At 66.8% G+C, this 26,199-nt stretch carries 27 protein-coding genes; 11 read left to right on the top strand and 16 right to left on the bottom strand.

Translation table 11 applies throughout. The features are described from left to right. Window positions 1-4: 4 nt before the first annotated feature. The 7 genes from AAHH99_RS18610 to AAHH99_RS18640 all read right to left on the bottom strand — a co-directional run bounded on the left by AAHH99_RS18610 (window position 5) and on the right by AAHH99_RS18640 (window position 7,114). The gene (locus tag AAHH99_RS18610) at window positions 5-1,207 is read right to left on the bottom strand and encodes a cytochrome P450 (RefSeq protein ID WP_064414628.1); all 1,203 of its coding nucleotides are present in this window, start codon (window positions 1,205-1,207) and stop codon (window positions 5-7) included. 113 nt (window positions 1,208-1,320) lie between these two features. Then, a complete protein-coding gene (locus AAHH99_RS18615) occupies window positions 1,321-2,115 on the bottom strand; it encodes an NAD(P)-dependent oxidoreductase (protein WP_418770022.1) in 795 nt (264 codons plus the stop codon). Further along, window positions 2,112-2,930 carry an NAD(P)-dependent oxidoreductase gene (locus AAHH99_RS18620; RefSeq protein WP_418770023.1) on the bottom strand — a complete coding sequence of 273 codons (819 nt, stop codon included), beginning with the start codon at window positions 2,928-2,930 and terminating at the stop codon, window positions 2,112-2,114. The genes AAHH99_RS18615 and AAHH99_RS18620 overlap by 4 nt, the downstream gene beginning before the upstream one ends. Beyond that, window positions 2,930-3,787: an alpha/beta fold hydrolase gene (locus AAHH99_RS18625; RefSeq protein WP_418770271.1), complete on the bottom strand. Its 858-nt coding sequence runs from the start codon at window positions 3,785-3,787 to the stop codon at window positions 2,930-2,932. The genes AAHH99_RS18620 and AAHH99_RS18625 overlap by 1 nt, the downstream gene beginning before the upstream one ends. 77 nt (window positions 3,788-3,864) lie before the next feature. Continuing rightward, entirely contained in the window at window positions 3,865-5,508 is a 1,644-nt protein-coding gene (locus tag AAHH99_RS18630; RefSeq protein ID WP_418770024.1) for a thiolase C-terminal domain-containing protein, read from the bottom strand. After that, entirely contained in the window at window positions 5,505-5,804 is a 300-nt protein-coding gene (locus AAHH99_RS18635; protein ID WP_235629939.1) for a ferredoxin, read from the bottom strand. The genes AAHH99_RS18630 and AAHH99_RS18635 overlap by 4 nt, the downstream gene beginning before the upstream one ends. Before the next feature lie 8 nt (window positions 5,805-5,812). Further along, a complete protein-coding gene (locus tag AAHH99_RS18640) occupies window positions 5,813-7,114 on the bottom strand; it encodes an NADH-ubiquinone oxidoreductase-F iron-sulfur binding region domain-containing protein (RefSeq protein WP_418770025.1) in 1,302 nt (433 codons plus the stop codon). Window positions 7,115-7,150: 36 nt separating this feature from the next. Here AAHH99_RS18640 and AAHH99_RS18645 point away from each other — a divergent pair, with 36 nt between their 5' ends. Further along, window positions 7,151-7,624 (top strand): hypothetical protein, encoded by a 474-nt coding sequence (locus tag AAHH99_RS18645; protein ID WP_418770026.1) that lies wholly within the window; start codon window positions 7,151-7,153, stop codon window positions 7,622-7,624. Between the two features lie 109 nt (window positions 7,625-7,733). Here the strand turns inward: AAHH99_RS18645 and AAHH99_RS18650 are convergent, their stop codons facing one another. The 4 genes from AAHH99_RS18650 to AAHH99_RS18665 all read right to left on the bottom strand — a co-directional run bounded on the left by AAHH99_RS18650 (window position 7,734) and on the right by AAHH99_RS18665 (window position 11,390). Beyond that, on the bottom strand, window positions 7,734-8,642 hold the full coding sequence (locus AAHH99_RS18650; protein WP_418770027.1) for an alpha/beta fold hydrolase: 909 nt from the start codon (window positions 8,640-8,642) through the stop codon (window positions 7,734-7,736). A gap of 91 nt (window positions 8,643-8,733) precedes the next feature. Then, the gene (locus tag AAHH99_RS18655; RefSeq protein ID WP_064350287.1) at window positions 8,734-9,126 is read right to left on the bottom strand and encodes a Rieske (2Fe-2S) protein; all 393 of its coding nucleotides are present in this window, start codon (window positions 9,124-9,126) and stop codon (window positions 8,734-8,736) included. A 1-nt stretch (window position 9,127) separates the two neighbouring features. Then, entirely contained in the window at window positions 9,128-10,270 is a 1,143-nt protein-coding gene (locus tag AAHH99_RS18660) for an amidohydrolase family protein (RefSeq protein WP_064414637.1), read from the bottom strand. Between the two features lie 37 nt (window positions 10,271-10,307). Continuing rightward, a complete protein-coding gene (locus tag AAHH99_RS18665; RefSeq protein ID WP_418770272.1) occupies window positions 10,308-11,390 on the bottom strand; it encodes an amidohydrolase family protein in 1,083 nt (360 codons plus the stop codon). A 281-nt stretch (window positions 11,391-11,671) separates the two neighbouring features. On the opposite strand from AAHH99_RS18665, the gene AAHH99_RS18670 reads away from it, so the two are divergent. The 10 genes from AAHH99_RS18670 to AAHH99_RS18715 all read left to right on the top strand — a co-directional run bounded on the left by AAHH99_RS18670 (window position 11,672) and on the right by AAHH99_RS18715 (window position 22,347). Continuing rightward, window positions 11,672-12,664 carry an acyl-CoA dehydrogenase family protein gene (locus tag AAHH99_RS18670; RefSeq protein WP_418770028.1) on the top strand — a complete coding sequence of 331 codons (993 nt, stop codon included), beginning with the start codon at window positions 11,672-11,674 and terminating at the stop codon, window positions 12,662-12,664. Continuing rightward, window positions 12,664-13,839, top strand: coding sequence for an acyl-CoA dehydrogenase family protein (locus AAHH99_RS18675; protein WP_418770029.1), 1,176 nt, complete (start codon window positions 12,664-12,666; stop codon window positions 13,837-13,839). Before AAHH99_RS18670 ends, AAHH99_RS18675 begins: the two co-directional genes overlap by 1 nt. A 1-nt stretch (window position 13,840) precedes the next feature. Then, entirely contained in the window at window positions 13,841-15,067 is a 1,227-nt protein-coding gene (locus AAHH99_RS18680) for an acetyl-CoA C-acetyltransferase (RefSeq protein WP_418770030.1), read from the top strand. Window position 15,068: 1 nt separating this feature from the next. Next, window positions 15,069-15,845: an enoyl-CoA hydratase/isomerase family protein gene (locus AAHH99_RS18685; RefSeq protein ID WP_418770031.1), complete on the top strand. Its 777-nt coding sequence runs from the start codon at window positions 15,069-15,071 to the stop codon at window positions 15,843-15,845. 22 nt (window positions 15,846-15,867) lie between these two features. After that, on the top strand, window positions 15,868-17,166 hold the full coding sequence (locus AAHH99_RS18690; protein ID WP_418770032.1) for an acyl-CoA dehydrogenase family protein: 1,299 nt from the start codon (window positions 15,868-15,870) through the stop codon (window positions 17,164-17,166). A gap of 17 nt (window positions 17,167-17,183) precedes the next feature. Next, window positions 17,184-17,960 carry an SDR family NAD(P)-dependent oxidoreductase gene (locus AAHH99_RS18695; RefSeq protein WP_418770033.1) on the top strand — a complete coding sequence of 259 codons (777 nt, stop codon included), beginning with the start codon at window positions 17,184-17,186 and terminating at the stop codon, window positions 17,958-17,960. Between the two features lie 106 nt (window positions 17,961-18,066). Beyond that, window positions 18,067-19,194 (top strand): LLM class flavin-dependent oxidoreductase, encoded by a 1,128-nt coding sequence (locus AAHH99_RS18700; RefSeq protein ID WP_418770034.1) that lies wholly within the window; start codon window positions 18,067-18,069, stop codon window positions 19,192-19,194. A 23-nt stretch (window positions 19,195-19,217) separates the two neighbouring features. Continuing rightward, the gene (locus AAHH99_RS18705) at window positions 19,218-20,360 is read left to right on the top strand and encodes a sulfotransferase family protein (RefSeq protein ID WP_418770273.1); all 1,143 of its coding nucleotides are present in this window, start codon (window positions 19,218-19,220) and stop codon (window positions 20,358-20,360) included. 1 nt (window position 20,361) lies between these two features. Further along, complete coding sequence (locus tag AAHH99_RS18710) at window positions 20,362-21,129, top strand: sugar phosphate isomerase/epimerase family protein (protein ID WP_418770035.1); 768 nt, start codon at window positions 20,362-20,364, stop codon at window positions 21,127-21,129. 9 nt (window positions 21,130-21,138) lie between these two features. After that, complete coding sequence (locus tag AAHH99_RS18715; protein WP_418770036.1) at window positions 21,139-22,347, top strand: DUF1214 domain-containing protein; 1,209 nt, start codon at window positions 21,139-21,141, stop codon at window positions 22,345-22,347. An 8-nt stretch (window positions 22,348-22,355) separates the two neighbouring features. On the opposite strand, the gene AAHH99_RS18720 is transcribed toward AAHH99_RS18715, so the two are convergent. The 5 genes from AAHH99_RS18720 to AAHH99_RS18740 all read right to left on the bottom strand — a co-directional run bounded on the left by AAHH99_RS18720 (window position 22,356) and on the right by AAHH99_RS18740 (window position 26,086). Continuing rightward, on the bottom strand, window positions 22,356-22,796 hold the full coding sequence (locus AAHH99_RS18720) for a hypothetical protein (protein ID WP_064414647.1): 441 nt from the start codon (window positions 22,794-22,796) through the stop codon (window positions 22,356-22,358). Window positions 22,797-22,861: 65 nt separating this feature from the next. Continuing rightward, complete coding sequence (locus tag AAHH99_RS18725; protein ID WP_235629935.1) at window positions 22,862-24,244, bottom strand: cytochrome P450; 1,383 nt, start codon at window positions 24,242-24,244, stop codon at window positions 22,862-22,864. A 43-nt stretch (window positions 24,245-24,287) separates the two neighbouring features. Further along, window positions 24,288-24,479: a ferredoxin gene (locus AAHH99_RS18730; RefSeq protein ID WP_064405182.1), complete on the bottom strand. Its 192-nt coding sequence runs from the start codon at window positions 24,477-24,479 to the stop codon at window positions 24,288-24,290. Window positions 24,480-24,496: 17 nt separating this feature from the next. Next, window positions 24,497-25,357 (bottom strand): mycofactocin-coupled SDR family oxidoreductase, encoded by an 861-nt coding sequence (locus tag AAHH99_RS18735; RefSeq protein WP_418770037.1) that lies wholly within the window; start codon window positions 25,355-25,357, stop codon window positions 24,497-24,499. Window positions 25,358-25,387: 30 nt separating this feature from the next. Beyond that, window positions 25,388-26,086: an SDR family NAD(P)-dependent oxidoreductase gene (locus tag AAHH99_RS18740; RefSeq protein WP_064405178.1), complete on the bottom strand. Its 699-nt coding sequence runs from the start codon at window positions 26,084-26,086 to the stop codon at window positions 25,388-25,390. Window positions 26,087-26,199: the final 113 nt, after the last annotated feature.

Raw genomic sequence — 26,199 nt, forward strand, 5'->3', positions numbered from 1 at the left:
TGGGTCACTTCAACACCTTCACCGGGACGTGGTGGTAGCCGGCCACATTCTGCATGTGCACACGTTCGAGACCGTCGAAGTTCACCTCGTAACGCGGCATGAAATCGAGTAGATGCTCCAGCGCGATAGTGCTTTCCAGCCGCGCCAACGCGGCGCCCAGGCAACTGTGGATGCCGTACCCGAGACCGAGGTGCGGCGCCTGGGTGCGGTCGCGGGTGATGTCGAACGTCTCGGCGTTGTCGTAGGCGCGGGGATCGCGGTTGGCCGCCGCCTTCATCAGGAACACAGGCTTGTGCGCCGGGATGGTGCCGCTGGGCACCTCGGCCTCTTTCAGCGTGTAGCGCACGTTGTACTGCACCGGGCCGACGTAGCGCAACAACTCTTCGACGGCGGCGGGGACGAGGCTGCGGTCGTCGAGCAGCAGCTGCCACTGTTCGGGGTGGCGCGCGAACTCCACCACCGCGCTGCCGACGAGCTTGGTGACGGTCTCGGCGCCTGCCCCGCCGAGCAGCGCGAGGAATCCGGTGATCTCCAGGTCATCGAGTTGGCGCATCTCGCCGTTCTCACCGGGAATCTCGGCGCGGATGAGGCGGCCGATCATGTCGTCCTGCGGATTGCCCCGCCGTTCCTGAACGAGACCGTAGTAGTACATGCCCGAGTCGATGTTGGCCTGCATGTTCTCTTCGGACAACTCGAGCTGGCCCGGCTTGCGCTGGAGGCTGATGTCGATCCAGCGCCGCACCTGCTGGCGGAACTCCTCGGGCACCCCGGCCATCCGGGTGATCACCTCGACCGGGAACGGCCCCGAGAAGTCCTGCACGACATCGAAGTTGTCGGGGTCGACCTTCGATAGGTACTGCTCGACGAGCTCGATGATGGTCTCGCGCTGCGACTGGATCGCGCGGGGTGTGAACGCCTTGTTGAGCAGGCTGCGCATGTGCCGGTGCTCGGGCGGGTCCATGAAGATGATCGACTTGTGCGGACCCTCCTCGGAGCGCACCATGGCCAGGTCGCAGCCGCGCGACGAGGAGAACGCCTCGTGGTCCTTGAGCGCAGCGGCCACGTCGGCGTGCCGCGTCAGCGCATAGAAGTCGCCGTCCTCGTCGTAGTAGATCGGCGCTTCGTCCCGCATCCGTCGGTAGATCTCGTACGGGTTGTCGAAGAACTCCTGCGACACCGGGTCGAACACGAGCTTGGGCTTGGTCATGGTCTCCTCTTTCGCGGCGGGCTGTCGACCGCTTCCGTTACGCGAGGGCGCAATAATGTAACGCATCTAGTATGCCTCACCGGATGCGTCCTGGTAAGGGGAATCGCCGCTGTTTATGGCCGGATCCCGGCATCGATGACCCCGTCGAGCAGGCCCAGGTCGCTGCCCAGTTCGCCCGCAATCTGGCGAACCACCGCGACGTCTTTACCGATGAACTCTCCGACGTCGGCGACGAAGCCCTGAACCGAGCCCCGCGCAGCGACGAACTCGCCGACCCGGCTGGTACCGCTGCCGTGGGTGAGCGACGTGAGCAGTTCTGCCTCGCCGACGCCGAGCCGGGCGCCGAGGTCGACAGCGGCGCGCAGCAGGCCGATCTGGGAGGCGAACAGGCTGTTGTTGACGAGCTTGACGGCCTGGCCCGCCCCGAGTTCACCGACGTGCAGGATCGGGTCGCCGTATCCGGCCAACACCGGTCGGGCCTTGTCAACCGCGGCGTGCGTGCCGCCCAGGAACAGCGTCACCTCGCCGGCCGCGATGTTGTGCGGGCCGCCGCTGACCGGAGCGTCGACGACGTCGATGTCGGCGAACTCTGCCGCCAGCTTTCGGGCGGTGGCCGGGCTGCCCGTCGTGTGGATGATCAGCACACTGCCCGGCCGCATGCCCGCCGCCAGGCCGTCGTCCATGCACACCTGCTGGACCTGCTCGTCGGTGAACACGCAGACGACCACGACGTCGGCCCCGTCGGCGACATCCGCCGCACGGGTTACCGGCTGCGCGCCGATATCGCGTAGCGCGGCGCATTTCTCGTCGGTCCTGCCGAGCACGCGCACCTCGTGACCGGCATCGACGAGACGGCGCACCATCGGCGCGCCCATCCGGCCCGCACCAACGAAGCCGACACGCGTCACCGCGGATGGTCCATGTTGCGCAACGCCGTATCGGCCACGGTGAACACCGACCCCTCGGGTACCGATGCGGTGGCCGCGATGCTGGCCGCATGCCGAACGTCCTTCTGCAGCAATGCACCCGCGATCGGGGCCAGCCCTTCTACCGTGCCGCCGAATATTGCAATGCTGCCCAATGCCTTGCTGGTGGCCGAACCGCCGTTGAGCACCTCGGCCAGGCGCACACGCGGAATGCCCAGGGACTCACCGAGATCGAGTGTGCTCAGCGCGCTGCCGAGATTGGCGGTGAACAGCAGGTTGTTCAGGATTTTCGTGACCTGTCCGCTGCCCAGGGGGCCGAGATGCACGATCGGGTCGGCGTAGGTCGCGAACACGGGGAGGCAGCGTTCGACGACGTCCTCCTCGCCGCCGACCATCACCAGCAGCTTGCCCTCCTCAACGGCGGGCCCACCGCCGCTCACCGGTGCGTCGATGACCGAAACCCCTTGTTTGGCCGCGACTTCGGCGATCTCCTTACAGGTGTCGGGATGCACGGTGCTGTGAATGGCGATGACCGCTCCGGAAGCAAGGCCGGCGAGCACACCGGTCTCACCGTTGAGGACTTCTCGCACGTCATCGTCGCCGACCACGCACAGGCACACCAGATCACTGGCCGCGGCCAACTCCGCAGGCGTACTCGCGGTCTTCGCAGCCGTGCCCGCGTACGGTTCGAGGCTGGCTGCCCGCCGTGCCCACAGCGTGGTCTCGAATCCGCCCTCGACGATCCTGCGGGCCATGGGGCCGCCCTGGCTGCCCAGTCCGATGAATCCGACGCGCATCAATCCGCCTCCACTTTCTGCTCAGCCTTCTCTTCGGCGTCTCGTCGGGCCGCGACGCATTGCTCGACGAATGACAAGACCCTGTCGTGGTAGTCCGCGGCCGCGAACGACAGTGACAGGTTGTGACCGGCGCCGGCCTGTTCGTTGAGTACGAAGCGGGGCGCGGCGGCGAACGCCGCGGCGATGTCGGCCAGCGACTCGGGGTCGGTACGCCACACCCGTTCGTGTTCGGCGACGGTGAACTGCACCGGCACCTCGACCCGGGCGGCCAGCGCCGGAAAGTCCCGCCGCGGCCAGTTTTTCGTCACGTCCGACTCGTACGGCGCGCCCGTTGACGAATTCGTGATGCCCGAGAGCACCTCGGGTGGATATGCATCCGCGGGTTCCCACAAAAGTTCGCGCAGTCCGACCGGTCGCCGGGTGAGCGTCGTCGTCTTCAAGATCTCGGCCGCGGCGTCCGCGTACCGTAACCCGGTGCCGGCCAGGCCGAGTCCGAGCACCCCCGCCTTCGCGGCACGGGCGTCGGCGGCCATGCGAACGGCCAGTTCACAGCCCGCCGAGTGGCCGAGCAGGAACAACCCTGCGCCGCGCGGGTTTTGGCCCAGGACCTTGTCGACGGCGCCATAGGCGAGTGCCACCCGCTGCTCGGGTTGGTGCATAGCGTCGGGATAAGGTGCCGAACTGCCGTAGCCGGGACGGTCCAGCGCCACGACCGTGATACCGCGGGCCGGGCCGGCGCGTAACAGCGAGAGCTCGGGATGACCGGGGCAGTCGAAATACGCTGCGGTGCTTGCGCCCCCGTGGAAGGCAACGACGACGGCCGCCGGATTGTCGGCTTCGGCGACCAGGCCGGACATGGGTACGCCGTCGACGAGGACGACGCGGGGGCGGGGAGCCGCCCCGGCGGCGACATTGGGGCCGGGAGCCGCCCCGCTCACCCGTCGGTCCGCATCAGGATCGCCCCGCTGGGTGTGAGCCCGCCGCTGCTGACCACCGCGACCTTGGCGTCCTTCACCTGCCGCTCGCCCGCGTCGCCGCGAAGCTGCGTGACCGCTTCGTGGATCAGACCCATCCCGTGTGTGCGGCCGTGCGATAGCTGGCCGCCGTGGGTGTTCAACGGAATCACCCCGTCGCGGGCGATGGCCTTGCCGCCGTCGAGGAAGTCCTTGGCCTCGCCGACACCGCAGAAGCCGAGCGCCTCCAGCCACGACAGGCAGTTGAACGAGAAGCCGTCATACAGCTCGGCCACATCGACATCCTTGGGCCGCAACGAGGTCCGGGTCCACAGGTGGGCGGCCTGGCCGAGCACCTGGGGTTCGTGGGTCAGTGTGCTCTGGTCCCAGTCGGTGCGTTCGACGATCTGCGTGCCGACCGCCTCGAACAGCACCGGCTTGTGCGGCATGTCTTCGGCGGCTTCGACGGCGGACACGATGACCGCGACGGCGCCGTCACAGGGAACGTCGCAGTCGTACAGCCCGAACGGTGTCGTGATCATCCGCGCGTTGAGATAGTCGTCCATCGTCATGGGGTCGCGGTAGATGGCGGTCGGGTTCAGCGCCGCGTTCGCCCGCTGGTTGAGCGCGATCCAGCCGAGTGTCTCGCGCGTGGTGCCGTAGCGCTCGAAGTGGCGCTGGGCGTTGAGCGCCAGCGTGTGAGCGGCCGACATCGCACCGAAGGGCATCTGCCAGCTCGAGGTTCGCGCGCCGCCCGGCGGTGACGCCTTGCCCTCCTTCATCAGCTGCTGGAACGTCGCCTCCCACAATGTGCGAAAGCACAGCACATGGCGCGCCATACCCGTGGCCACCGCCATCATCGCCGCGATGACCGAGCCGCCGGGCCCGAATGTGTCCATGCCGCCGTTGATCCACACCGGGCGGAGACCGAGAGCGCCCTCGAGCGCGGCGACGCCACCTTCGCCCATGCCCGCGATGTCCAACCCGGGATACGTCGAGAGACCGTCGATGTCGTCGAACGTCAGACCCGCATCGGCGACGGCGGCCTCGCACGCTTCGATGGTCAGCGACAGCGGCGGAACCATCAGTCGCCGACCCAGTCGAGACGCGCCGATTCCGGTGATCGCCGAATGTTCTTCGAACCGTTGGCGACTCAGCGGCTGGCTGACGTGACGGGAGAAGTCCTGGGGCGCGATCTCGTCCTCGGCGGCCGGGCCGCTCTGTCCGTCGCTGCCGGGTTTGAAGACGGGCAGCCACACATCGGCGAGCTGTTGGAACTGCACCTCGACGAGTTGACCGAGTTTCAGGTCGTCGGGGTCGCAGTCAACGATGTTGGTGGTCAGTCGAACTCGCGGATCCTCGACGATCGCCACCTGGGCCACGACGTACGGCGGCGGCAGGTCCGGGAAGCCGAACCGGTGGTTGACGGTGAACGCCGACAGCGTGGCCTTGCCCGAGACGTCGCGAACGCCCATGTTGCGGCTCCGGCAATACCGGCATACCGGTTGGGGCGGATGGATCAGCGCCGTGCAGTCACGGCACTCCTGGATGCGCAGGACACCGTCGGCGCCGGCGGTCCAGAAGAACTCGTTGAGTACCGTCAGCTCGGGTAGTGGCCTGGTCACCGCACGAATCCCGAGATCGCCTCGTTGCCATCGGTTCTGGGCTCCGGCTCGGGCACCTCGTGCGCCTCCTGATGCACCGCGGTGTCGTCGGAGGGCCGGTGTTCACCCATGTAAATGATCGCGTGCACGGGGCAGTCCAACAGTGCGCGCATCACCGCGTCCCTGTCCTTCTCCGGTACCGTCCCGTCACCGATGAGAGAGGCGTAACCCCAGTCGTCCAGGGAGAAATACCCCGGGGCGTGCTTGGCGCAGATCCCGAAGCCGTCGCACAGCGTCCGATCGAGCCGGATTCGCAAGCCGTCACTCATGATTGGGCCACCGCCTCCACTTCGTAAGGCCGCAGGGCGGCGAATGCGTCGGTTCGACAGGCCGTGCAGTCGTTGGCGAGGTGGCGGGACACCACCTGGGGGAACTGTCGCAGCAGGCTCGCGGCGACGTTGGTGGCGCCGTCGAGGGTGCCGCACGCGCCGCGGCCGCGAAGCACGACCGACCAACGTTCCAAGCGGGTGACGTCCTCCTGGGTGGCTACGCCGTCGCGTAGCGCCGACGTGACCGCAGCCATGGCGGCGGTGCCGTTGAAGCAGGATCCGCACTGGCCCGCGTTCTCCCGGTCGAAGTACGACATCACAGCGGCCGCTACGGCGACGGGACAGTCGTCGGTGAGGATCGAGACCGCCCCGCATCCCAGACCGCTGCCGAGTCGGCGAACCGATTCGTGGTCGAGCGTCGCATCGAGGATGTCGGTGTTGACCAGGCCGGCGAAGTAACCGCCCATCAAGACGCCGGTGACCGCCTCGTTGGTCAGACCGTGCAGAGCCAGCAGATCGGCGAACGCTGCGCCGTGGGGGATTTCGTACAGCGCGGCGGGTCGACCGCCGCCGGTGATGGTCGCGAGGAAGGTTCCCGGTGACATCGGTGTGCCGACCGACCGGAACTTCTCGGCGCCGTGCTCGTGGATGTAGGGCAGGTTGGCCAGCGTCTCGACGTTGCTGACCATGGTCGGAACCCCGTCAACACCTTCCTCGAAGGGCCGAGGCGGCTTGTCGGTCGGCTTGGCGGGTCCGCCGTTGATACGCCGGACCGCGGCGGTCTCTTCACCGGCCACGTATCCGGGTTCGACTGTGACGACGCTGATCTCGGTCGCGCCGAATGTCTCCGACGGCACTTCGCCCAGCGCGGCCGTGACCGCGTCCGCGGCGGGCCCGTCGGAGACGTAGACGTAGGCCCGACGGGCGCCTGCGACGGCCGTCGCCAAGCGCAGACCGTCGAGCACGAGATGAGGCCGGTTGCGCAGGAGCCAGCGGTCTTTGACCGACGCGGGTTCGCCTTCTTCGCCGTTGGCCACGACGACGGTCTCCGAGCCGCGCTGGTGGGCATTGTGCACGGTGCGTAGTTTGGTGCCGATCGGGAACGCGGCGCCGCCGCGACCCAGCAGGCCCGACAGATCGACCTGCGTCAGCAGCGCATCGGCGTCGATCAGCGGCCGATATCCGCCCGCCCGGGCGTATTCGGCGTAGTTCTCCGTTCCCGCCTCCGAGGGGCGCAACAGGCGCGGCGCACAATCCGGCCAGGCGGCAACGGCGAGTTCGGTGGCAGTAGAGGTCATGGCTGGTCCTTCCGGCCCGCGGATAGGCTGACGGACATGAGGACTGCGGTCGTGCGCGTCGGTGTCGACTCGGCGGGCGAACTCGGTGCGGCCCAACTCGACGACGGCCTTGTTCGCCTGAGGGATTCGGCGGCTGCGCACGGCATCGAGGTGGTGGCCAACAATCTGGCCGGGTTGCCGCCGAAACGCCGTGAGGTCGAGTTGTTGATCATCGGCGAGGATCCCGAGCAGCTCCGTCGGGTCGCGCTCGAACTGTGCAGCAACGCATTCGGCACCACTCCGGTGCCCGGCGTGGTGACGTTCATCAGCCGCGGCACCGACGACGATGCGCACGGTGTGCTGGCCGGGCTCGGGCTCTCCGGGGAGATCGAACGGGTACCCGGCGACGACGGATGGGACGTCGTGTATGTGACGTTGCGCAGAGCCGACCTCGACCGCGTGCCCGAGAGTCGGGTGCACACCGCGCTGGAGGCCTCGCTCAACTGCGAGGTCCACATCCGCACCACGTGAGCCGACGCCACGAGCGCGCGCTCGTGTACGCGACACGCCGAAGCGGGCGTACAAGGATGTGCGTCCCCAACTGATGTGGGGGCCCACGCGGTTGTGGTGGACTCGGCCATCAACTGTCCAGGAATTTCAGGATCGCGGGCGCCGCCTGCACCCAGGTGTCGAACAGGCAGAAGTCCTTTCCGCCACTGGCCGCGAACTTCTCACCGGCCCGCTCCCAGGCATCCTCGGGCCAGGGCGGGTCGATCAGCGTTGAGCCCTTGATCAGGCAGCTGACCTCCAGCGACGTGCGCTTTGGATGGTCCCAGTCGTTCTCGCCGCCGCGGATGATCAAGGTCGGCACCGTGATGTTGTCGAACATCTCGTCTTCGACACCGGGAATCGTCTGACCGGGCTTGGGCACGAAGGCGTTGAGCCAGCGCAACATCACCTTCAGGAACTCGTCGACGTCAAGGGCTCTGAACCGCTCCTCGTTACGAGGATTCTCGGCGATGCGCTCCTTCCACTCGGCGACGTGCAGCACGCCGTCGATACCCGCACCGCGGGCGGCCAGGATGCTCGGCACCACGTAGTGTCCGCCCAGCACGAAGGACCCGTAGACGCCGCCGACGATGTTCCACACCACCAGCTTTCGCACGATCTCCGGATACAGCATGGTGGTCAGCATCGAGTCGCGCGCGCCCCCCGATCCGCCGGCGATGATGCACTGCTCGATGCCGAGTCCGGTGATCAGCGCGTGCAGAGTTTCGGCGCGCATGTGAGATTCGCTCTTACCGTAGAACTGCACGTCGGACTTGCCGCAGTTCGGCCGATCCCACAGCAGCACGCGGTAACCGCCCGAGGCCAGCGCCTCCGCCAGTGGCCGTAGACCGGGAATGTCCTTGCTGAACCGGCCGCCGGGCGTCAGCGCGATGAAATCGCCTTCCTTGCCGAGGATTTCGTAGACGACGTCGCCGCCGTTGATCTCCATCGTCTTCTCGCCGGCCTTGAGCTCGGGGCCCGCGGACTCCGTTGTGGTCATCGCGAGCCTCCGCGAACGTGCACAAAGTGCTGATTTTCCGCGGCGTGTCGGGTGCAGACACGCACATTCGCGTCAATGAGGGGGCTCGTGATCATGCCTGTACCAACACCTCGTTGCCGACCACCCGCACGGGGTAGGTCCGGATACTCCACTCGGGCTTGACCGCCGTGGTGCCGGTGGCCAGTTCGAAACCCCACTGGTGCCATGGGCAGTAGATGTACTCCATATCGCGGACCATCACCGAGTCACCGGGGACGCTCTCGTCGACGATCGTGCGGCCGCGGGCGCGCCCGGAGCACAGCGGTCCGCCCTCATGCGGGCAGTAGTTCGCGATCGCGTAGAACGTGCCGTTGACGTTGTACACACCGACGCCGTGGCGTCCGATCGGCACCAGTTTGTGCTTGCCGGGCGGGATCTCGTCGACCGTGGCGACGACGTGTTCACGCCCCTGGGCCAGCCGGGGCGTCTTCTCCTGTTCGCTCAACTCAGAACACCCGCACCTGGCCCTCGAGGGCCGGAACCGTGTCGGGAAGGTGATACGTCGCGATGCCGTTGCGGAACATCACCGCTTCGCGGGCGTGCTCGGGCAGGTGCTTGACCAGCCAGCGCGGATCGTCGAACGTCCAGTGCGGGTAGTCCGACGAGTAGAGCAGGATCTTCTCGCACTCCATCCACTCGAACGCTCGCGAGAGCTCCGTCTTGTCCTCGGGGTAGTCCAGCGGCTGGGTGGTGAACTTGATGTGATCCTTGACGTATTCGGACGGTTTGCGCTTGATGTCCAACCACGACTTGCGGGCCTCGTAGATGGCGTCCATCCGCCACATCAGCGGCAGAATCCACGTGAAAGCGTGTTCCACCAACACGATTCGCAGCGTCGGGAACCGATCGAAGAGCCCGTCGAAAACCATGCTCATCACCTGGTTCGCGGCCAGTAGCGAATAGGTGACCATGAAATCGTGGTTGTAGCTGGGGAATCCGACCGGCGGGATCGGCAACTCCTCGTGATGGCTGCGCGACAGGTGGCAGCTCACTGTGATGTCGTTGCGGGTCGCGGCCTCCCAGATCGGGTTGTACTTGGGGTCACCCCACGCCGGGCGGGGTTCGGCCTTGATCAGGATCTGGCCCATGTAGGGGTGGCCGGCCCAGCGCTCGATCTCGCGGGCCGAATCCTCAGGCGCCTCGATCGCCACGCAGATCGATCCGCGCCACCGCTCGTGCCAGTTGTTCTTGCTGTCGAGCCAGTGGTTGGCCTGCCAGTCGTTGAGCGCGACGCTCATCGCGTGGTTGACCTCGGGAAAGCGCGCCGGGTAGGCGGCGGGCTCCAGGATCGCGATGTCGGCGCCGGCCTCCATGATCAGCTGCTTGAACGCCAGTTCGGGGTCGCTGCCCGCGAAGTTGCCGTCCGAGGGGAAGGTGTCGACCCGCATCGCGTAAGCGTGCGCGTAGTCGGGTGCGTCGTAGTAGATCTGGTCGCCGATCCGCCGCGTCAGGAAGTATTTGCTGCGCCACGGCTCCGGGATGTACGGCGTCAGCTCACCCGCCCTCGGCGTCGGATGAACGTCGGAGTCGACGCAGCGCACCGCGACGCGCTCCGCTGCGGGCTTGCGCTCTGTCACTGTCACCGTCATCGTGGCTCCCTGCCTTTCAACTGCGTCTCACGCCCTATCACTGTGCGCCCACTGCGGCATCGACGTCTATGCCGTAGAGCTCGGCGGCATTGCGCCAGCACAGTTTGTCGCGCTGCTCGTCGGAGTACGCGGAGGGCACCGTCAGCTCGTTGAGCTGCCAGTGCGGATAGCTCGACCCGTACATCACCATGTCGTCCTTGCCGGTGAAGCTCAACCACTCACCGGCGTAGTCCACATCGCCGGGCCCGTCCATCGCGCCCTGCACGAAGTAGGTGTGGCCGGGCAGGTAGTCGCTGGGCATCCGCGGCGCCCACGGGGTCTGCTCCAGATGTGGGCGCCCGAAACAGTCCATCCGCCAGATGAACGGCGTCAACAGGTCCGCCGCCCCGTCGGCCCAGACGAATTTCAGCGTCGGCATTCTTTCGAATACCCCTTCGACGATGAGATTCATCAGGTGGTACAGGTAGTTCAGCGCCATGAAGCTGACGTAGTTCTCATACGTCCTGGGCACACCGGACGGCGTCGGCGCGAACTGGACGCCCGCCCCCACCTCGATGTGCACGGCGACCGGCAGGTTCGCCTCGTTGGCGGCCTCCCACAGCGGCCAGAACTGCGGCTTGCCGTACAGCTCGCGCGACTGCAGGGGCACACCGATCTGCACGACCCGGGGATGGTCGGCGTATTTGGCGATCTCGCGCAGCGAACCGGTGACGTCGTCGGGGTTGATCCGGATGGTGCCGCGGAACTTCTCGGCGTACGGGTTGTCCTCGAGCCAGCGGCTGACCAGCATCTCGTTGTGCCCCGCCGCGATCGCGGTCCCCAGATGCCGGTCGGGCATGATGCCGCGGGTCATCGGATGAAGGATCGCGACGTCGACGCCGCGCTCATCGAACAGCTGCCCGCCGACGAATTCGGGGTCCGAGCCGGGGTAGCGGCGGTCGCCCTCGGTGCCGGGGGCGTATTCACCCCCGGGAGCGCCGTACCAGTCCATCTCGTAGTCGGGGAACCCGCGGCTTTTGAAGGGCTCACGAAGGAAGCTGCGGAAGTCCTTGTTCGACTTGCTGAAGATGTGCACGCTGGCATCGATGACGGGGGTTTGCGTCCCGTCCGGGTTCTGCATCACCAAGGCTGTCCTCCGATGTCATTCGGCCGTCGGCAGGCGCGGAAGAGCGCTGCGCGAGCGCCGAACACCTCCCAGTGTAAAGCGTTGTTCTTCAATCGCAAGAATCTAGTTCTCTACAAAACGCTTACTTTTGCGCAGGTCAGGGTGTCTGCTGGTCAACTGCATGACGTACGTTATGCGAAACGTGGTAGTCACATCGTGAGAACGGTTACGCCTCGATTGGAGAATGTTATTCTCGCAGCGACGCGCTGCCCATCTTCGAAGCCCCGGGAGGCTTGGTGTTACTGGAGTTCGACGCCGATCAGCGGCTCTGGCAGGAGACCGTGCGCGACGCGGTGACCAAGCAGTGCCCGGCCTCGCTGATCCGCGGCATCGCCGAGAACGGGGTCGACCCGACGCCGCTGTGGAAGACCTACGTCGACGCCGGTTGGACCGAGTTGGCCGACCCGGAGAACGCGGTCGAACTCGCGATCGTGCTCGAGGAGTTGGGCCGGGCCACCGACCCCACGCCGTTTCTGGCGACACTGACCCAGTTCGCGCCGTTGGTCGGCGACCGTTTCGATACGCAACAGGCCGGGACGGCGGTGTACGACGGTGTGTCCGCCTACCGGGTTGCCGACGGGTGGGTACTCGACGGCACCGCTCACCACGTGCTCGACGGTGATCGCGCCGAGCGCTTCGCCGTCGTGACCGACGCCGGTGTCTTCGTCGTCGATGCCGATCAGGTGACGTCGAGGCGCAGTCCCATCTTCGACCCGGTGCTGCACGTCGCCGAGGTGTCCTTCGTCGACGTACGCGTACCGGACACGGCGCGGGTGCCCGCGGACGCCGAACGGGCCCGCCACGTAGCGCTGACCGGTATGGCGATCACCATGGTCGGCGCCTGCCAGCGCATCCTGGACCTGGTGCTCGAGCACGTCAAACAGCGCCAGCAGTTCGGTGTCGCGATCGGTTCCTTCCAAGCGGTGCAGCACAAGGCCGTCGACATGCATGTCGCCATCGAACGGGCCAGGGCCCTGGCCTATTTCGCCGCACTGACCATCGCCGAGGACGATCCGCGCCGACGCCTGGCCGCCGCTATGGCCAAGGCGTCGGCGGGGGAGGCGCAGGCGCTGGTGTTCCGGCACGGCCTGCAACTGTTCGGCGCCATGGGCTTCACGTGGGAGAACGACCTGCAATTCGCGCTGAAGCGGGCGAAGGCCGGTGAGCTGTTGCTCGGCGGCGCCGCCGAGCATCGCGCGGTGATCGCCGCGGAGTACAGGACCAACTGATGCAGCTGACTTTCGATTCCGAGGTCGAACAGTTCCGCGCCGAGTTCGCGGCGTTCCTCGACGAACATCTGCCGCCCGAGTCGCAGACCCTGGATCGGCCGAAGTCGGTGTCGCACATGCCGCAGTGGGCCCGCGACTGGCAGCGCCTGCTGTTCGACAACGGCTGGCTTCTTCCGGCGCAACCGCCCGAGTTCGGCGGCCGCAATGCGACCGTGGTGCAGCAGTTCGTCCACCTCGACGAGCTCTGTCGGCGGCGGATCTACCACAGCTTCAACCCCCAGGGCGTCAACATCGTTGCCGCGTCGCTGATCACGTTCGGCACCGAGGAACAGAAGCACCGCTGGGCGGTGCCGGTGCTGAAGGCCGAGATGACCGCGTCGCTGGGCATGAGTGAACCGAGCGCCGGGTCCGATCTGGCGTCGCTGCGGACCCGCGCGGTGAAAGAAGGCGACCACTTCGTCGTCAACGGCCAGAAGGTCTGGACGTCGGGCGCCCACGACGCCGACTTCCTGTTGACGTTCGTGCGCACCGATCCCGACGCGCCCAAGCACAAGGGCATCAGCGCGCTGATCATCCCCACCGACACACCCGGTGTCGTGTGTCGTCCGTTCGCCGACATGACCGGTGAGGACAACCTCGACTTCAACGAGGTGTTCTTCACCGACGCGCGTGTGCCCGCCGAGAACCTCGTCGGCCCGCTCAACGGCGGCTGGGGCGTCGCGAACGGCTCACTCGGCCATGAGCGCACGATGATGTGGCTCGGCTTCGCCGACCGCATCGACAACATGATCGCCGACTTCCGGCCTCGTACCGAACTCGAACGCGACCAGTACGCCACGACGCTCATGGATTATCAGGCCTTGCGGGCGATGGGCTCGGCGGCGCTGGCGCGGGCCGCGCGCGGCGAGATGGACACCGCCTCGGTGTCGGTGCTCAAACTGTTCGGTTCCGAAGCCGAACGCCAGGCCATGGAGAACGCGTTGGCCGCCGCAGGCGCCGACGGGCTGATCCACCCCTCGACCTCGGGACCGTACGAGCACATGAATCTCGATCACTACTTCGCGAGCTGGTTCGAGCGCTATGCGCGCAGCTTCGGCGGCACCATCGCCGGCGGTACGTCGGAGATCCAGCGCAACATCATCGCCACGCAGGTGCTCGGGCTGCCGCGGCGCTGACATGGACGCCTGGATCGTCGACACGGTACGCACCCCGAGGGGCCGTGGCCGAGCGGACGGCGCGCTGCACGGGATCCACCCGCAGGCGCTCCTCGCGCAATGTCTACAGGCGCTCTGTGCCAGAACGGGTTTCGACCCAGCCGACGTCGACGACGTGATCGCGGGCAACGGGATCCTCGCCGGCGAGCACGGCGACGACATCGCGCGTCTTTCCGCGCTGCTCGCCGGCTGGCCCGAGACCGTGCCCGGCATGACGCTCAACCGGTTCTGCGGTTCGGGGCAGCAGGCGATCACGGTCGCGGCGACCGGCTTGGCGGCCGGGGCGCAGGATCTGGTGGTCGCCGGCGGTGTCGAGTCGATGTCGCGGTGGAACGCCAGCGTCGGGGTGCCGACGATCGACGGCGACAACCCAGCGTTCCGTCAACTGCATCCCACGGTGCCGCAGGGTATTTCGGCGGACCTGATCGCCACGCTGGAGAAGTTCGGTCGCGAGGACGTCGACGCGTACGCCGTGGAGAGCCAACGGCGCGCCGCCGACGCGATCGCCGAGGGCCGCTTCGATCGTTCGGTCATCGCGGTGACCGATGCCGCCGGTGACGTCGCCCTCGATCATGACGAACACCCCCGGCCCGGCACGACTTCCGAGAAGCTGGCCAAGTTGCCGCCGGCGTTCGAGAAGATGGGCTCGGCGCGCGTCGAGGGTGAATCCGCCACATTCGACGAGATCTGCCTCGCCCGGTATCCGGAGTTGACCGCCGTCGACCACGTCCACCATGCGGGCAACTCGTCGGGTGTCGTCGACGGCGCCACCGCGGCCGTTGTCGCGTCGCGGCGATGGCTCGACGTCAACGGCGTTGCCGCGCGGGCGAAGATCCGGTGCACCGCGGCGATCGGCAGCGAGCCGGTCATCATGCTCACCGCGCCGGGACCCGCCGCGCAGCGGTGCATGGACAAGGCCGGGATGGCCGTGGCCGACATCGATCTGTGGGAGATCAACGAGGCGTTCGCGGCCGTGCCCTTGAAGACCATCCGCGACCTCGGGCTCGATCCGGACCGGGTCAACGTCAACGGCGGGGCGATCGCGCTCGGCCACCCGATCGGGGCGACGGGTGCCATGCTCATCGGCACGGTGCTCGACGAGCTCGAACGCCGCGACCTGGCTACCGGCCTGGTCACGATGTGTACCGGCGGAGGAATGGGCACCGCCACCATCATCGAGCGGGTCTGACATGACCGAGACGTTGATCGTCGACCGGGACCGCGCGGGCATCGTTGTCCTGCAACTGAACCGGCCTAAGCAGCTCAACGCGATCAACGAGGTCATGCGCGACGAACTGTCGCACACCTTCGCCGAGATCGGCGTCGACACCTCGGTCAACGTCGTCGTGCTGACCGGTGCCGGGCGTGGGTTCTGCGCCGGGATCGACGTACGCAACTTCGGGTCACCCATGGAGGCGTCGGCCCCGGCGATCGAACGGATGCGGTTCCAGGAGGCGATGGCGGCGCTGCCGCAGGCGATCCGGGCGCTGCCGCAGCCGGTCGTCGCCGCCTTGAACGGGCCGTGCGTCGGCGCCGGGCTCGCACTGTGCCTGGCTGCTGACATCCGGATCTGTTCGACGGCCGCGACTTTCGGCAACGCCGCGATCCTGCTGGGCCTCTCGGGCGCCGAGATGGGCATGAGCTATCACCTGCCCAGGATCGTGGGCACCAGCGTCGCAGCGGACTGGATGTTGACCGGCCGCACGGTCAGCGCCGAGGAGGCCGACCGCCGCGGGCTGGTCAGCGAGGTCGTCGCACCGGAGCGGTTGACCGAGCGCGCTCTGGAGATCGCGGCGTCCATCGCCGACCTCTCCCCGCTGGGTGTGCAATTGACGAAGCGGGCGTTGCAGACCAACACCGACGCTTCCGGTCTTGAGGCCGCGATGGAGCTGGAGAACCGCAATCAGGTGCTCAGCCACGCCACCGAGGAAGCCGCGCAACGACGGCGGAAGTGGTCGGATAGCTGAGAAGCGGACGGAAGGACGAACAGTGGCCTGGGATTTCTCGACCGACCCCGAGTGGGCCGAACAGCTGGCGTGGGTGGAGCAGTTCGTCCGCAGCGAATGCGAACCCATCGATCTGGTCGTCAAGGAGTCGCACGATCTCAACGATCCGGTGCGCCAGGCGCTGATCCCGCCGCTGCAGCAGATCGTCAAGGAACGCGGGCTGTGGGCCACCCATCTGGGCGCGCACCTCGGCGGCCCTGGCTACGGCCAAGTCAAGCTGGCACTGCTCAACGAGATCCTCGGCCGGTCCGAATGTGCACCGATCGTGTTCGGTTCGCAGGCACCGGATTCCGGTAACAGCGAGATCCTCGCCCACTACGGCACACCCGAACTCAAACAGCGGTACCTGGAACCGCTGCTGGACAACCGGATCGTGTCGTGCTTCTCGATGACCGAACCCCACGGCGGCGCCGATCCCAAGGTGTTCACCACCACCGCCACCCGCGACGGCGACCACTGGGTGATCAACGGCGAGAAGTGGTACTCGTCGTTCGCGTCGATGGCGTCGTTCATCATCGTGATGGCGATGACCGACCCCGACGCGCCGCCGTATCAGCGTTACTCGATGTTCGTCGTACCCGGTGACACGCCCGGCATCAACGTGCTGCGCGACGTCGGCCTGGGCTACCAACCCCTCGGCGGCGGTGGACGCGAGGGATACGTCCGCTACGAGAACGTCCGCGTACCCGACGATCACATGCTCGGCCCCCGTGGCGGAGCCTTCGTGGTGGCCCAGACCAGGCTCGGCGGCGGGCGGATTCACCACGCCATGCGGACCGTCGGTCTGGTGCGGCGGATCTTCGACATGCTCACCGAACGCGCGGTCTCGCGCTACACCCAGGGTTCGATGTTGGCCGACAAACAGATGGTTCAGGAGATGATCGCGGACTCCTGGATGGAGATCGAGGCATTCCGGCTGATGACCTTGCAGACCGCCTGGAAGATCGACCAGTACAACGACTACAAGGCGGTGCGCGCGGACATCTCGGCGGTCAAGGCGATGATGCAGAAAGTGCTGCACGACGTTTCGGCGCGGGCGCTGCAGCTGCACGGGTCGCTCGGCACCTCCCACGAGATGCCGTTCGTGCAGTACCTGACGGAGTCGTTCGTGCTCGGGCTGGCCGACGGCCCGACCGAGGTGCACAAGGTGACGCTGGCGCGGCTGCTGCTCAAGGACGTCAAGCCGGCGCCGGACGTGTTCCCCTCCGAACACCTGCTGCGGCTACGCGAAGCCGCCGAAGCCAAATTCGCCGACAAACTCGCGGGCATTCCGCGAGGCTGACGCCAGGAGGTCCCACAGTGACGTGTGACGGCAGAATCGCCCTGGTGACCGGCTGCAGCCGGGGGCTCGGCAAGGCCATCGCGCAGCGACTGGCGCGCGAGGGCGCGACCGTCGCGCTGACCGCGCGCACGCTCGAACCCGACCCGAAATACCAAGGCTCGCTGCGACAAACCCTCGAGGAGATCGAAGCCGCGGGCGGATCGGCGATCGCGGTGGCTGCGGATCTGTCCGACAGCGAGCAGCGTGCCCGGTTGTTCGCCGAGGTGGTCGACAGGATCGGTGCGCCCGACATCCTGGTCAACAATGCCGCCGTCACGTTCCTGCGGCCCCTCGACGAGTTCCCCGAGCGACGGGTCCGGCTGATGGTGGAGATGCACGTCCTGGCGCCACTGCATCTCACGCAGATGGCGATCCCGGCGATGCGCGAACGCGGGCGCGGCTGGGTGCTGAACGTGACCTCGGTCGGCGGGGATCTACCCGAGGGTCCGCCCTTTTCGGAGTTCGACCGCACCGCCGGTTTCGGTGTGTACGGCACGGTCAAGGCGGCGCTGAACCGGCTGACGAAAAGCCTTGCGGCCGAACTGTACGACGACGGTATCGCCGTCAACGCCGCCGCTCCCACCAATCCGGTCGCCACCGAGGGCGCCGGCGCGCTCGACCTGGCCAAGAGCGACACCGAAGACATCTCGCTGATCACCGAGACCGCGTTCCGTTTGTGCACCGGCGATCCGAAGTCGTTGACCGGTCGCATCGCGAACACCCAGTCGTTCCTGCGTGAGACGGACCGGTCGTGACGCGCGGGTGTCCGCCGGTGCCGCGCGGGTGTGGGATCGTGTCACGCCATCCGGCGGTTCGATGTGACGGTAACCCACGTTCGGCGCAACAGGGAGGAGGCGGCGAGTGAGGGTTCAGCCCGCCGCGTACCTGCGGACCACGCTGCCGCTGGACCTGTCGGTACTCGATGACCTCGACAGCGGGCGCTACCACTCGATCTGGATGCCCGATCACATGGTCAGCTTCTGGCCCGACTCGATCTGGACGCCCGAGTTCACCGACCTGGCAACGGTTTCGCCGTCACCGCACCGCCACCTCGACGGTATGGCCGTCGCGGCGGCCGCCGCGGTGCTGACGACGAACGTGCCGCTGGTGACCAGTGTCGTCGACACCGTGCGCCGGCACCCGTCGACGTTGGCGCAGAGCGCGCTGACGATCGACCACCTGGCCAAGGGGCGCTTCGTCCTCGGCCTGGGCAGCGGGGAGACCGAGAACACCGTGCCGTACGGCTTCGACTTCACGACGCCGGTCAGCCGCTTCGAAGAGGCACTTCAGGTGATCCGGCTGTTGTGGGACAGCGACGGCCCGGTCGATTTCGAGGGCCGGTTCTATCGGCTGCGCCACGCCCGCCTCGACACCGAACCCTACGAGGGCCGCTTCCCGTCGATCTGGATCGGCGGCAGCGGTCCGCGCACGCTGGACATCGTGGGCCGCTACGCCGACGGATGGTGGCCGACCGGCGCGTGGTCGCCGGACGACTATGCCGAAAAGCTCTCCGCTGTCCGCCGTTCCGCCGACAAGGCCGGACGCGACCCCTCGGCGATCACGCCGTGCTTCATTCAGGTGTGTCTGGTGGGCCGCGACGACGCCGCGCTGGCCGAGATCCTCGAGGCGCCGCTGGTGAAGTCGTTCCTGCTGCAGGTGTCGGCTGAGGTTCTGCGCAAGGTGGGCTTCGAGCATCCGATGGGGGAGAACTGGCGCGGATACCAGGACGTCGACCCGGCGGTGCTCACCCGCGAGCGGATCGTCGACTTCCTGGATCGGGTCGAACCGGAGATGATCCTGGCGATGGTCCCGCACGGTACGCCCAAACAACTCGCCGGCGTCATCAAGGACTACGTCGACGCCGGCCTGCGGGTGCCCAAGATCATGGATTACGGCGCCATGGCCGGCCTGCGGTACACCGCCCAGTCGGCGCAGAACGTGCGGGAGGTCGAAGACGAACTGATGACACTGTGCGGGGACATCCGGTGACCGCGCGGTTGGTGGCACAGGACATGCTCGCCCGCGCGCAGGCCGAGACCGGGTTGCATGACTACGGCGATCACACTCTGCCGGAACGCTTCTCGTTGGTCGTCGACCACCTGAACACAATCGGGATGGATGACGACGGCAGGCGGCGCGCCGCCGAGGTCTGCCACTGGCTGCTCACCTCGCGCCTGGAGTTCTTCGAGGACCGCCGGCGCCACCCCGTCGCCGAGGAGGCCATCGAGCGGCCGATGTTCGTCACCGGTGAGCCTCGGTCGGGCACCACGCTGATGCACGCGCTGATGTCCGTCGACCCGGACTCCCGCGCGCTGCGGTTCTGGGAGGTGATGTACCCGTCCCCGCCGCCCGGCACCGTCGCGGGCGACGACCCGCGTCGCGCTCGGGCCGATGCCGACTGGCGCGAGATCAACACCAAGCTGCCGAAATGGCTGCACAGCCACCCGTACAACGACATGTTGGGCGACGGGTTGCCCGAGGACGAACGGACCTGGGCCTTCGACTTCCGGGTGCTGACCCCGACCGCGTGGTGGCGTGTGCCGATGCAGACCGTCGTGGGAGGGCTGCCGACCGACCCCGCCGCGCAGTACCGCATCCACAAGGCGATGTTGCAGCAGTTCCAGTATCGTCGTCCCCGAAAACGGTGGGTGCTCAAGGGGTTTCACGGTTTTCGGCTCCAGGAACTCTTCGACGCCTATCCGGACGCCACGCTGATGTGGCTGCACCGCGATCCGGTGCAGGTCGCGGCGTCGCGCACGATGATGATGGCCGACATCCTCGAAGGCATCGTGGGACCGGTCGACTTGCATGCCGCGGCAAAGATGCATTTGGCGCTGACCCGCGAGAGCATCGCCAACACCATGGCCCATCCGCTGGTCGACGATCCTCGGATCCTGCACGTGCGCTACGCCGACTTCATCGCCGACCAGGTCGGCACCGTGCGCCGCTACTACGAGTTCTGTGGCCGAGAGTTGACCGTCGAGGCCGAGGCCGCCATGCGGCGATACCTGGCCGACAACCCGGGCGATCGGCACGGCAAGTTCCGCTACTCCACCGCGCTGCTCACCGACATCGGTGAGGATCTCGGCGCCCTGCACGACGAGTTCCGCCCGTTCCGAGAACGTTTCGGCGTGCCGATCGAGAACCGGGGCTGAGGTGCCCGACGAGCGGCTCTCGGTACACAGCGTCACGTTCTACGGGGCGCCGCTGAGCGAACTGGTGCAGCATTGGCGAGCGCTGGGAGTGCGGCGGCTCAGCCTGATCGACTCGCAGCTGTCCGAACCAGAGCTGCCGACGGTGGTTGCCGGCGAGGGCTATTCGGTGGAGACGGTGTACCACCTCTTCTCGTCGCGCGACGCGCTGCTGCGGGTGATCGACGCGGCCCACGCCCTGGGTGCGCGGGCGGTGTACATGCTGACCGGCGGGCGCGGCGACCTCACCTGGGAACAGGCGGCGGACCGGTTCGGCGAGGCCGTGATGCCCTGCGTCCAGGTGGCCGAACACGCGGGTGTGGCTCTGGCGATCGAGAACGCGTCGGCCCTGTACGCCGACATCCACATCGCGCACACCCTGCGCGACACGATCACCCTCGCCGAGGCGACCGGACTCGGCGTCTGCATCGACCTGTTCCACTGCTGGGCGGAGGCGGACCTGACTGCGCTGGTGCAGCGGGCCCTGCCCCGAACCCAGATGATCCAGTTGAGCGACTACGTCCTCGGCGATCGTGCACTGCCCGCACGCGCCGTACCCGGCGACGGCGCCATCCCGATCGTGCCGTTCCTCTCGGCGGTACTGGGCGCGGGCTACCCGCACGGTTTCGACCTGGAGCTGATCGGGCCGCGCATCGAGAAGGAAGGCCGCTTCGAAGCGGCACGCCGCGCCTGTGACGTGGTATCGACCATGCTGGAAGAACTCGACGGCTAGGGGAACCGAATGGCGTTCGGAGACGGCCCGGATGACGCCGCGCTGAGATCGGCGTGGGACGCCTTCTGCGATCGGCTGAAACAGGCGGGGGAGCGCGTCTTCAAGGACCACAATGCGGCTTCCGGGATCCACCGGGCAGACGGTTTCCGGTTTCTCACTCAGAACCTCGGGCAGGCGTTCGACCTCGCGTTGGAGACCCGCAACACCCGGTATCCCGAGATCCACACGTTCTGCCATCCAGGTCGCAAGCTCGGTGGCGACTGCGCGGACTTCCTGTACCAGCAGGCGTGGATCGACGGGACGTCGGTGTACCGGATCGTGGGCGAGCGCGGCACCGCCCCCTTCCTCAACATCACGGTGCAGGGACCGCGCCCCGGCGGCCCCGGTGTCCTGCACGAACCGTTCGGAGACGTGCCGGAAGCGAATCTGACGGGGACACAACTGCTTACCGAGGAGGATGGAAGCTTCGAGATCTACATCGGGGGGTCGCGACGGGGACCGAACTGGCTGCCCACCACCGCGGGGTCTCGAAAGCTGTTCATCCGCCAGGGCTTCGACGGCTGGGAGGAGCGACCGGCCCGCATGCGCATCGAACGCGTCGACATGGCCGAGCCCAGGCCGGTGCCGAACCCTGCGGAGATGATCTCGGCCATGGAGTGGGCGGGTGACTTCCTCACCCAGATGATGTCCGACTGGCCCGAATTCCCGTTCACACTCGGCGGCGTCGACGCCGAGCACCCCAACCGGTTCCCCGACATGGCCGCGGCCGGCGCCGACGCCCGGCGCGGTCGCGCGGCGGTGAACATGCACTGGCGGCTGGCCCGCGACGAATCGCTGATCGTCGAGTTCGACGCCCACGACGGATTGTGGATGTTCACCAACATGGGGCCGTTCTTCACCAGCATGGATTACGTCTACCGCCCGGTGAGCTACACGCCGAGCCGCGCGACGGTCGATTCGGACGGCAAGGTGCGTCTGGTGTTGTCACACGACGACCCCGGTTACCACAACTGGCTGGACACGCAGGGTTTCGAGCGAGGCAACCTCACCTACCGGCACATGCTCGACGGGCATCCCGTTCCGTTGCGCACCCAACTGGTCAAGCGCGCCGACCTCGCCGACGCGCTGCCGTCGGACTGCCCGGTCGTGACACCGGCCGAGCGCACCGCACAGATGTGGGCCCGTTTCAACGGGATTCGTCGACGCTACGGTTGGTAGGGCAGGGCCTAGAGCCGCTGCAGCTTGAACGTCCAGAACTGCATGCCCGGCGGGCCGTTGAAACAGCCGACGTTGTAGTGGGACTCGATGGTGCCGACCAGCGACACCTCGTCCCACGAGTACGTCTCGCGGGTGGGCAGCACCTGGCCGGGACATTGCAGACCGTCCGGTACGTCGACCGTCATGGTGTAGCGGCCATCGACCAGTTGGGCGGGGCCCTCGTAGTAGGCGTAGAACTTCAGGCGCGGGCGCGCGCTCACATAGACACAGTCAAGGGGTCTGTCGGGCAGGCAGGCGGTGATGAACCACACCCACGACGCCCGGTTGTACCTGTTGGTGAGCAGGTCGTAGTTGCCCAGCGTCATCATCGCGTTGGCGGGCGGCGGCGCGATGGTGCCCGCGGCCATCACCAGCGCGGCCGCGGCGACGAAGACCTTCCAGCGCTTCAACGTCGTTCCTCTCTGTCCCCGCCCGCTGCCCATCAAATCACCTTTGCGCCCGTGGTGAGCGCGGATCAGGAGATGACTGCGGCTTCCTTGCGTTCCGTGATCGGCCGGGCCAGTTCCTGTTCATTGCAGATTCGCTGAAGCTTCTCCAACGTCTCGTCGAGACCCGGTCCCAATGGCTTGCTCGGAGTGAAAGTGGCGGGCAGGTTCCGCATGCCCTGGATCACCCCGATCGTGTCGTAATGAACCGTGCCCTCCGGATCGCACACGTAATCCGGCATCCGGTCCAACACGGCGGTCAGCATCGACTTGAAGACCGTCCGCGCCACATTGGATCCCACACAGCGATGCACACCGATGCCGAAACTGAAGTGCCGGTTGCCTTTCCGGTCGAGCATCACCTCGTTCGGCTGCTCGAACACGGCGGGGTCACGGTTGGCCATCGCCCACGACAGCCACAGCCGCTCATACTTCTTGAACTGCTGGCCCTCGACCTCGACATCCTCGGAGAACGTCCGACCGTCACCGGGCGCCGGCGTGAAGAATCGCAGAAACTCCTCGGTGGCCGGGTGCAACAGCGTGTCGCGTTCGCGGCTGAGGCGCTCCCGCTCATCGGGGTGCTCGCCGAGCCATTCCAGGGCGTGCGCGGTCAGTGCGGTGGTGGTGTCGAAACCGCCGCCGATGATCAATCCCAGATTGCCCAGAATCTCCATGTCCGGGGCCGGTTCACCGTCGATGCGCAACTGCAGCAGTGCGTTCACCAGGCCCGGGCGCGGGTTCTCCCGGATTTCCATCATGTTGTTGATGAGGTCGATGCCCATCTCGCGGTGCTGCTCGTTGATCTTCTCCCGTTCGGGAGCGTGTTCGGGCGTGTACACCGAGGCGTGGGTCGGCTCGCTGTAGACGTTCCACTTCTTGAGGTCGATGCCCATCATCGCCAGCGTGAACACCGCGGGCACGACGTTGGCGAGGTGCTCGACGAAATCGATGCGGCCCGACTCGATGTGCTCATCGAGTGCGGCGCGGGTGATCTCGTCGACGAACGGCTCCCAACGTTTGATGGCCGCAGGCGACAGATACGGGTTCAGCGCACCGCGGTAGGCGCTGTGTTCGGGTTCGTCCATCTCCAGGATGCCGCCGCGAACCACGGTGGCACGACTGGCCTTCGGGATGGTGATGCCCTGAAACGGCGTTTCGCCGGTGATGTCGTGGTGGTTGGACACCGCGGGGCAGCGGGCCAGTTCGAACACGTGCTTGCTGTCCGCGGCGACCCAGTGTCCGTTGTAGGTGTCCGTCCACGCCATCGGGCACCGAGCGTGCATCTCCTCGGTGATCTTCTCGAACTGCAGCCGGTATTCGGGGGTGTGCCGGTCGAAGTGGTATCTGTTCTTCTTGCGGTCGTCGTCTCCGGTGGCTCTTCGCGCCAGCGGCTCATCGCTGTGGACAGTCACGGCGGTGTCTCCTATTGCTTTTCAACGGTCTACGCGGCCCGCGTCATTCGATGACGATGGCCTGTTCCGGGCAGGAGTGGGCGGCCTCCCGCACCAGATCCTCCTGGTCCGGGGGAACCACTTCGTTCACCGCAGAAGCGTGGCCGTCGACGTCGTCGAGTTCGAACGAGTCGGGCGCGATCATCGCGCACAGGGTGTGGCCCTGGCAGCGTGTTCCGTCAACCCAAACCTTCACTGTCACAACTCCTTTGCTCAGTTGTGGTAGTCATACCACTTCAGGTAGCCGCCGGCGTCGACGCGCAGCTGGGCGCCGGTGACGAAGCGGGCTTCGTCGGAAGCCAGCCAGAGCACCGCGTTGCTGATGTCCTCGGGCTCTACCCACGGCACCTTCATGGCCTGCTGCACGTAGAAGACCGGCTCGGCGTCCTTGAGTTCCGGCTTCTCCAGATCGGGCCTGAATGACCGGTACATCGGCTCGCTCTGCAGCATGTTGGTGTTGCAGTTGGTGGGATGCACGACGTTGGCGCGGATCCCCCGGGGCGCGAGCTCGGTGGCCAGGTCGTGCACGTAGGCCGACAGCGCGCGCTTGGAGTGCACGTAAGCCATGCCACCGGGGTCGTTGCCCGGGTCGTTCTTCTGATGGGTGTCCATCAGCGCCGCGGTGGAACCGGTCGCGATGATCGATGCGCCCTCCTTGAGGTGCAGCAGCGACACCTGAATGGCGTTGATCGTCCCGACGAGGTTGGTGTTGATGACGTCGATCCACGCCTGCAGGGGCGGTTGACCTTTCATGCCCGCGACACCGGCCTGCGCGACGACGATGTCGAGCCCGCCGAGTTGCGCGATGCCCTCCTCGACCGCGGCCTTGAGCTGTGCGGCCTCGCGCACGTCGGCCTTGGCCGTGTACACACGCTGGCCGGTCTTCTCGATGAACGCCGCGGTCTCCTCGAGATCCTCCGGCGTGGCCATCGGATAGCCGATGGTGTCGATGTTCTCGCAGAGGTCGACCGCGATGATGTCGGCGCCCTCCTCAGCCAGCCGTACCGCATGGCTGCGTCCCTGCCCACGAGCCGCACCGGTGACGAATGCGACCTTTCCCTGTACGCGTCCCACTGAGGATCCTTTCCTTATTACTTGTCGCCGCTACGTGTTTCGGCCGCCGTTGACGCCCAAGATCTGTCCGGTGATGTATCCGGCCTCCTCGGAGACCAGAAATGCGCAGGCCGCCGCGATGTCCTCGGGCTTGCCGATGCGCCGCACCGGTGTCGAGTCGATGTTCTGTTGCACCACCAGGTAGCCGCGCTCCTCGGACTTGCGAAGCATCGGGGTGTCGATGAACCCGGGCGGTACCGCGTTGACCGTGATGCCGCTGGGTCCGTACTCCAGCGCGAGCGACTTGGTGAGCCCGTTGACTGCGGACTTGGCGGCCACGTAGGGCGCCATGTAGGGCTGACCGGAATGGGTGCTGGACGACGAGATGTTCACGATGCGCCCCCACCCGGCTTCGATCATGTCGGGCAGGACGGCCTGGACGCAGTGAAAGACACCGTTGAGGTTGACGTCGATGACGCGCTGCCAATCCTCGAATTTCAGATCCGTGAAGCGCTTGAACTTCTCCAGCCCCGCGGCGTTGACGAGCACCGTGATCGGGCCGAGCTGCGCGCGTACGGCGTTGAGTGCCTCCTCGACCTGGCCACGGTCGGTGACGTCGGCGGTATAGGCGAAGTCGGCGTCCGACGGGTTGATGTCGATGGTCGCGACGTGCATGCCGTCGGCGCGCAGACGCTGCGCGACGGCCAGCCCGATTCCCGAACCGCCCCCAGTCACGACGGCGTTCTTCATGCCATTGCCCGAGCTTGTGTCATTTCGCTCCCCGCGTGCGTGCGCGACGCCATCAAGAATCGTCCTTTCGATTATGAGAACCGTACTCTCGCGTCTTGCAACTCCGCAAGACA

Origin of the sequence: Mycobacterium neumannii, assembly GCF_048452905.1 — a bacterium.
Lineage (GTDB): Bacteria > Actinomycetota > Actinomycetes > Mycobacteriales > Mycobacteriaceae > Mycobacterium > Mycobacterium neumannii_B.

Bases quoted from the DNA above. Each gene is read 5' to 3' on its own strand.
- AAHH99_RS18610 (WP_064414628.1), bottom strand. From the start codon at position 1,207: ATGACCAAGCCCAAGCTCGTGTTCGACCCGGTGTCGCAGGAGTTCTTC.
- AAHH99_RS18620 (WP_418770023.1), bottom strand. From the start codon at position 2,930: ATGCGCGTCGGATTCATCGGACTGGGCAGCCAGGGCGGCCCCATGGCC.
- AAHH99_RS18625 (WP_418770271.1), bottom strand. From the start codon at position 3,787: ATGTCCGGCCTGGTCGCCGAAGCCGACAATCCGGCGGCCGTCGTCGTT.
- AAHH99_RS18640 (WP_418770025.1), bottom strand. From the start codon at position 7,114: ATGACCTCTACTGCCACCGAACTCGCCGTTGCCGCCTGGCCGGATTGT.
- AAHH99_RS18645 (WP_418770026.1), top strand. From the start codon at position 7,151: ATGAGGACTGCGGTCGTGCGCGTCGGTGTCGACTCGGCGGGCGAACTC.
- AAHH99_RS18650 (WP_418770027.1), bottom strand. From the start codon at position 8,642: ATGACCACAACGGAGTCCGCGGGCCCCGAGCTCAAGGCCGGCGAGAAG.
- AAHH99_RS18660 (WP_064414637.1), bottom strand. From the start codon at position 10,270: ATGACGGTGACAGTGACAGAGCGCAAGCCCGCAGCGGAGCGCGTCGCG.
- AAHH99_RS18665 (WP_418770272.1), bottom strand. From the start codon at position 11,390: ATGCAGAACCCGGACGGGACGCAAACCCCCGTCATCGATGCCAGCGTG.
- AAHH99_RS18675 (WP_418770029.1), top strand. From the start codon at position 12,664: ATGCAGCTGACTTTCGATTCCGAGGTCGAACAGTTCCGCGCCGAGTTC.
- AAHH99_RS18680 (WP_418770030.1), top strand. From the start codon at position 13,841: ATGGACGCCTGGATCGTCGACACGGTACGCACCCCGAGGGGCCGTGGC.
- AAHH99_RS18685 (WP_418770031.1), top strand. From the start codon at position 15,069: ATGACCGAGACGTTGATCGTCGACCGGGACCGCGCGGGCATCGTTGTC.
- AAHH99_RS18705 (WP_418770273.1), top strand. From the start codon at position 19,218: ATGCTCGCCCGCGCGCAGGCCGAGACCGGGTTGCATGACTACGGCGAT.
- AAHH99_RS18715 (WP_418770036.1), top strand. From the start codon at position 21,139: ATGGCGTTCGGAGACGGCCCGGATGACGCCGCGCTGAGATCGGCGTGG.
- AAHH99_RS18740 (WP_064405178.1), bottom strand. From the start codon at position 26,086: ATGAAGAACGCCGTCGTGACTGGGGGCGGTTCGGGAATCGGGCTGGCC.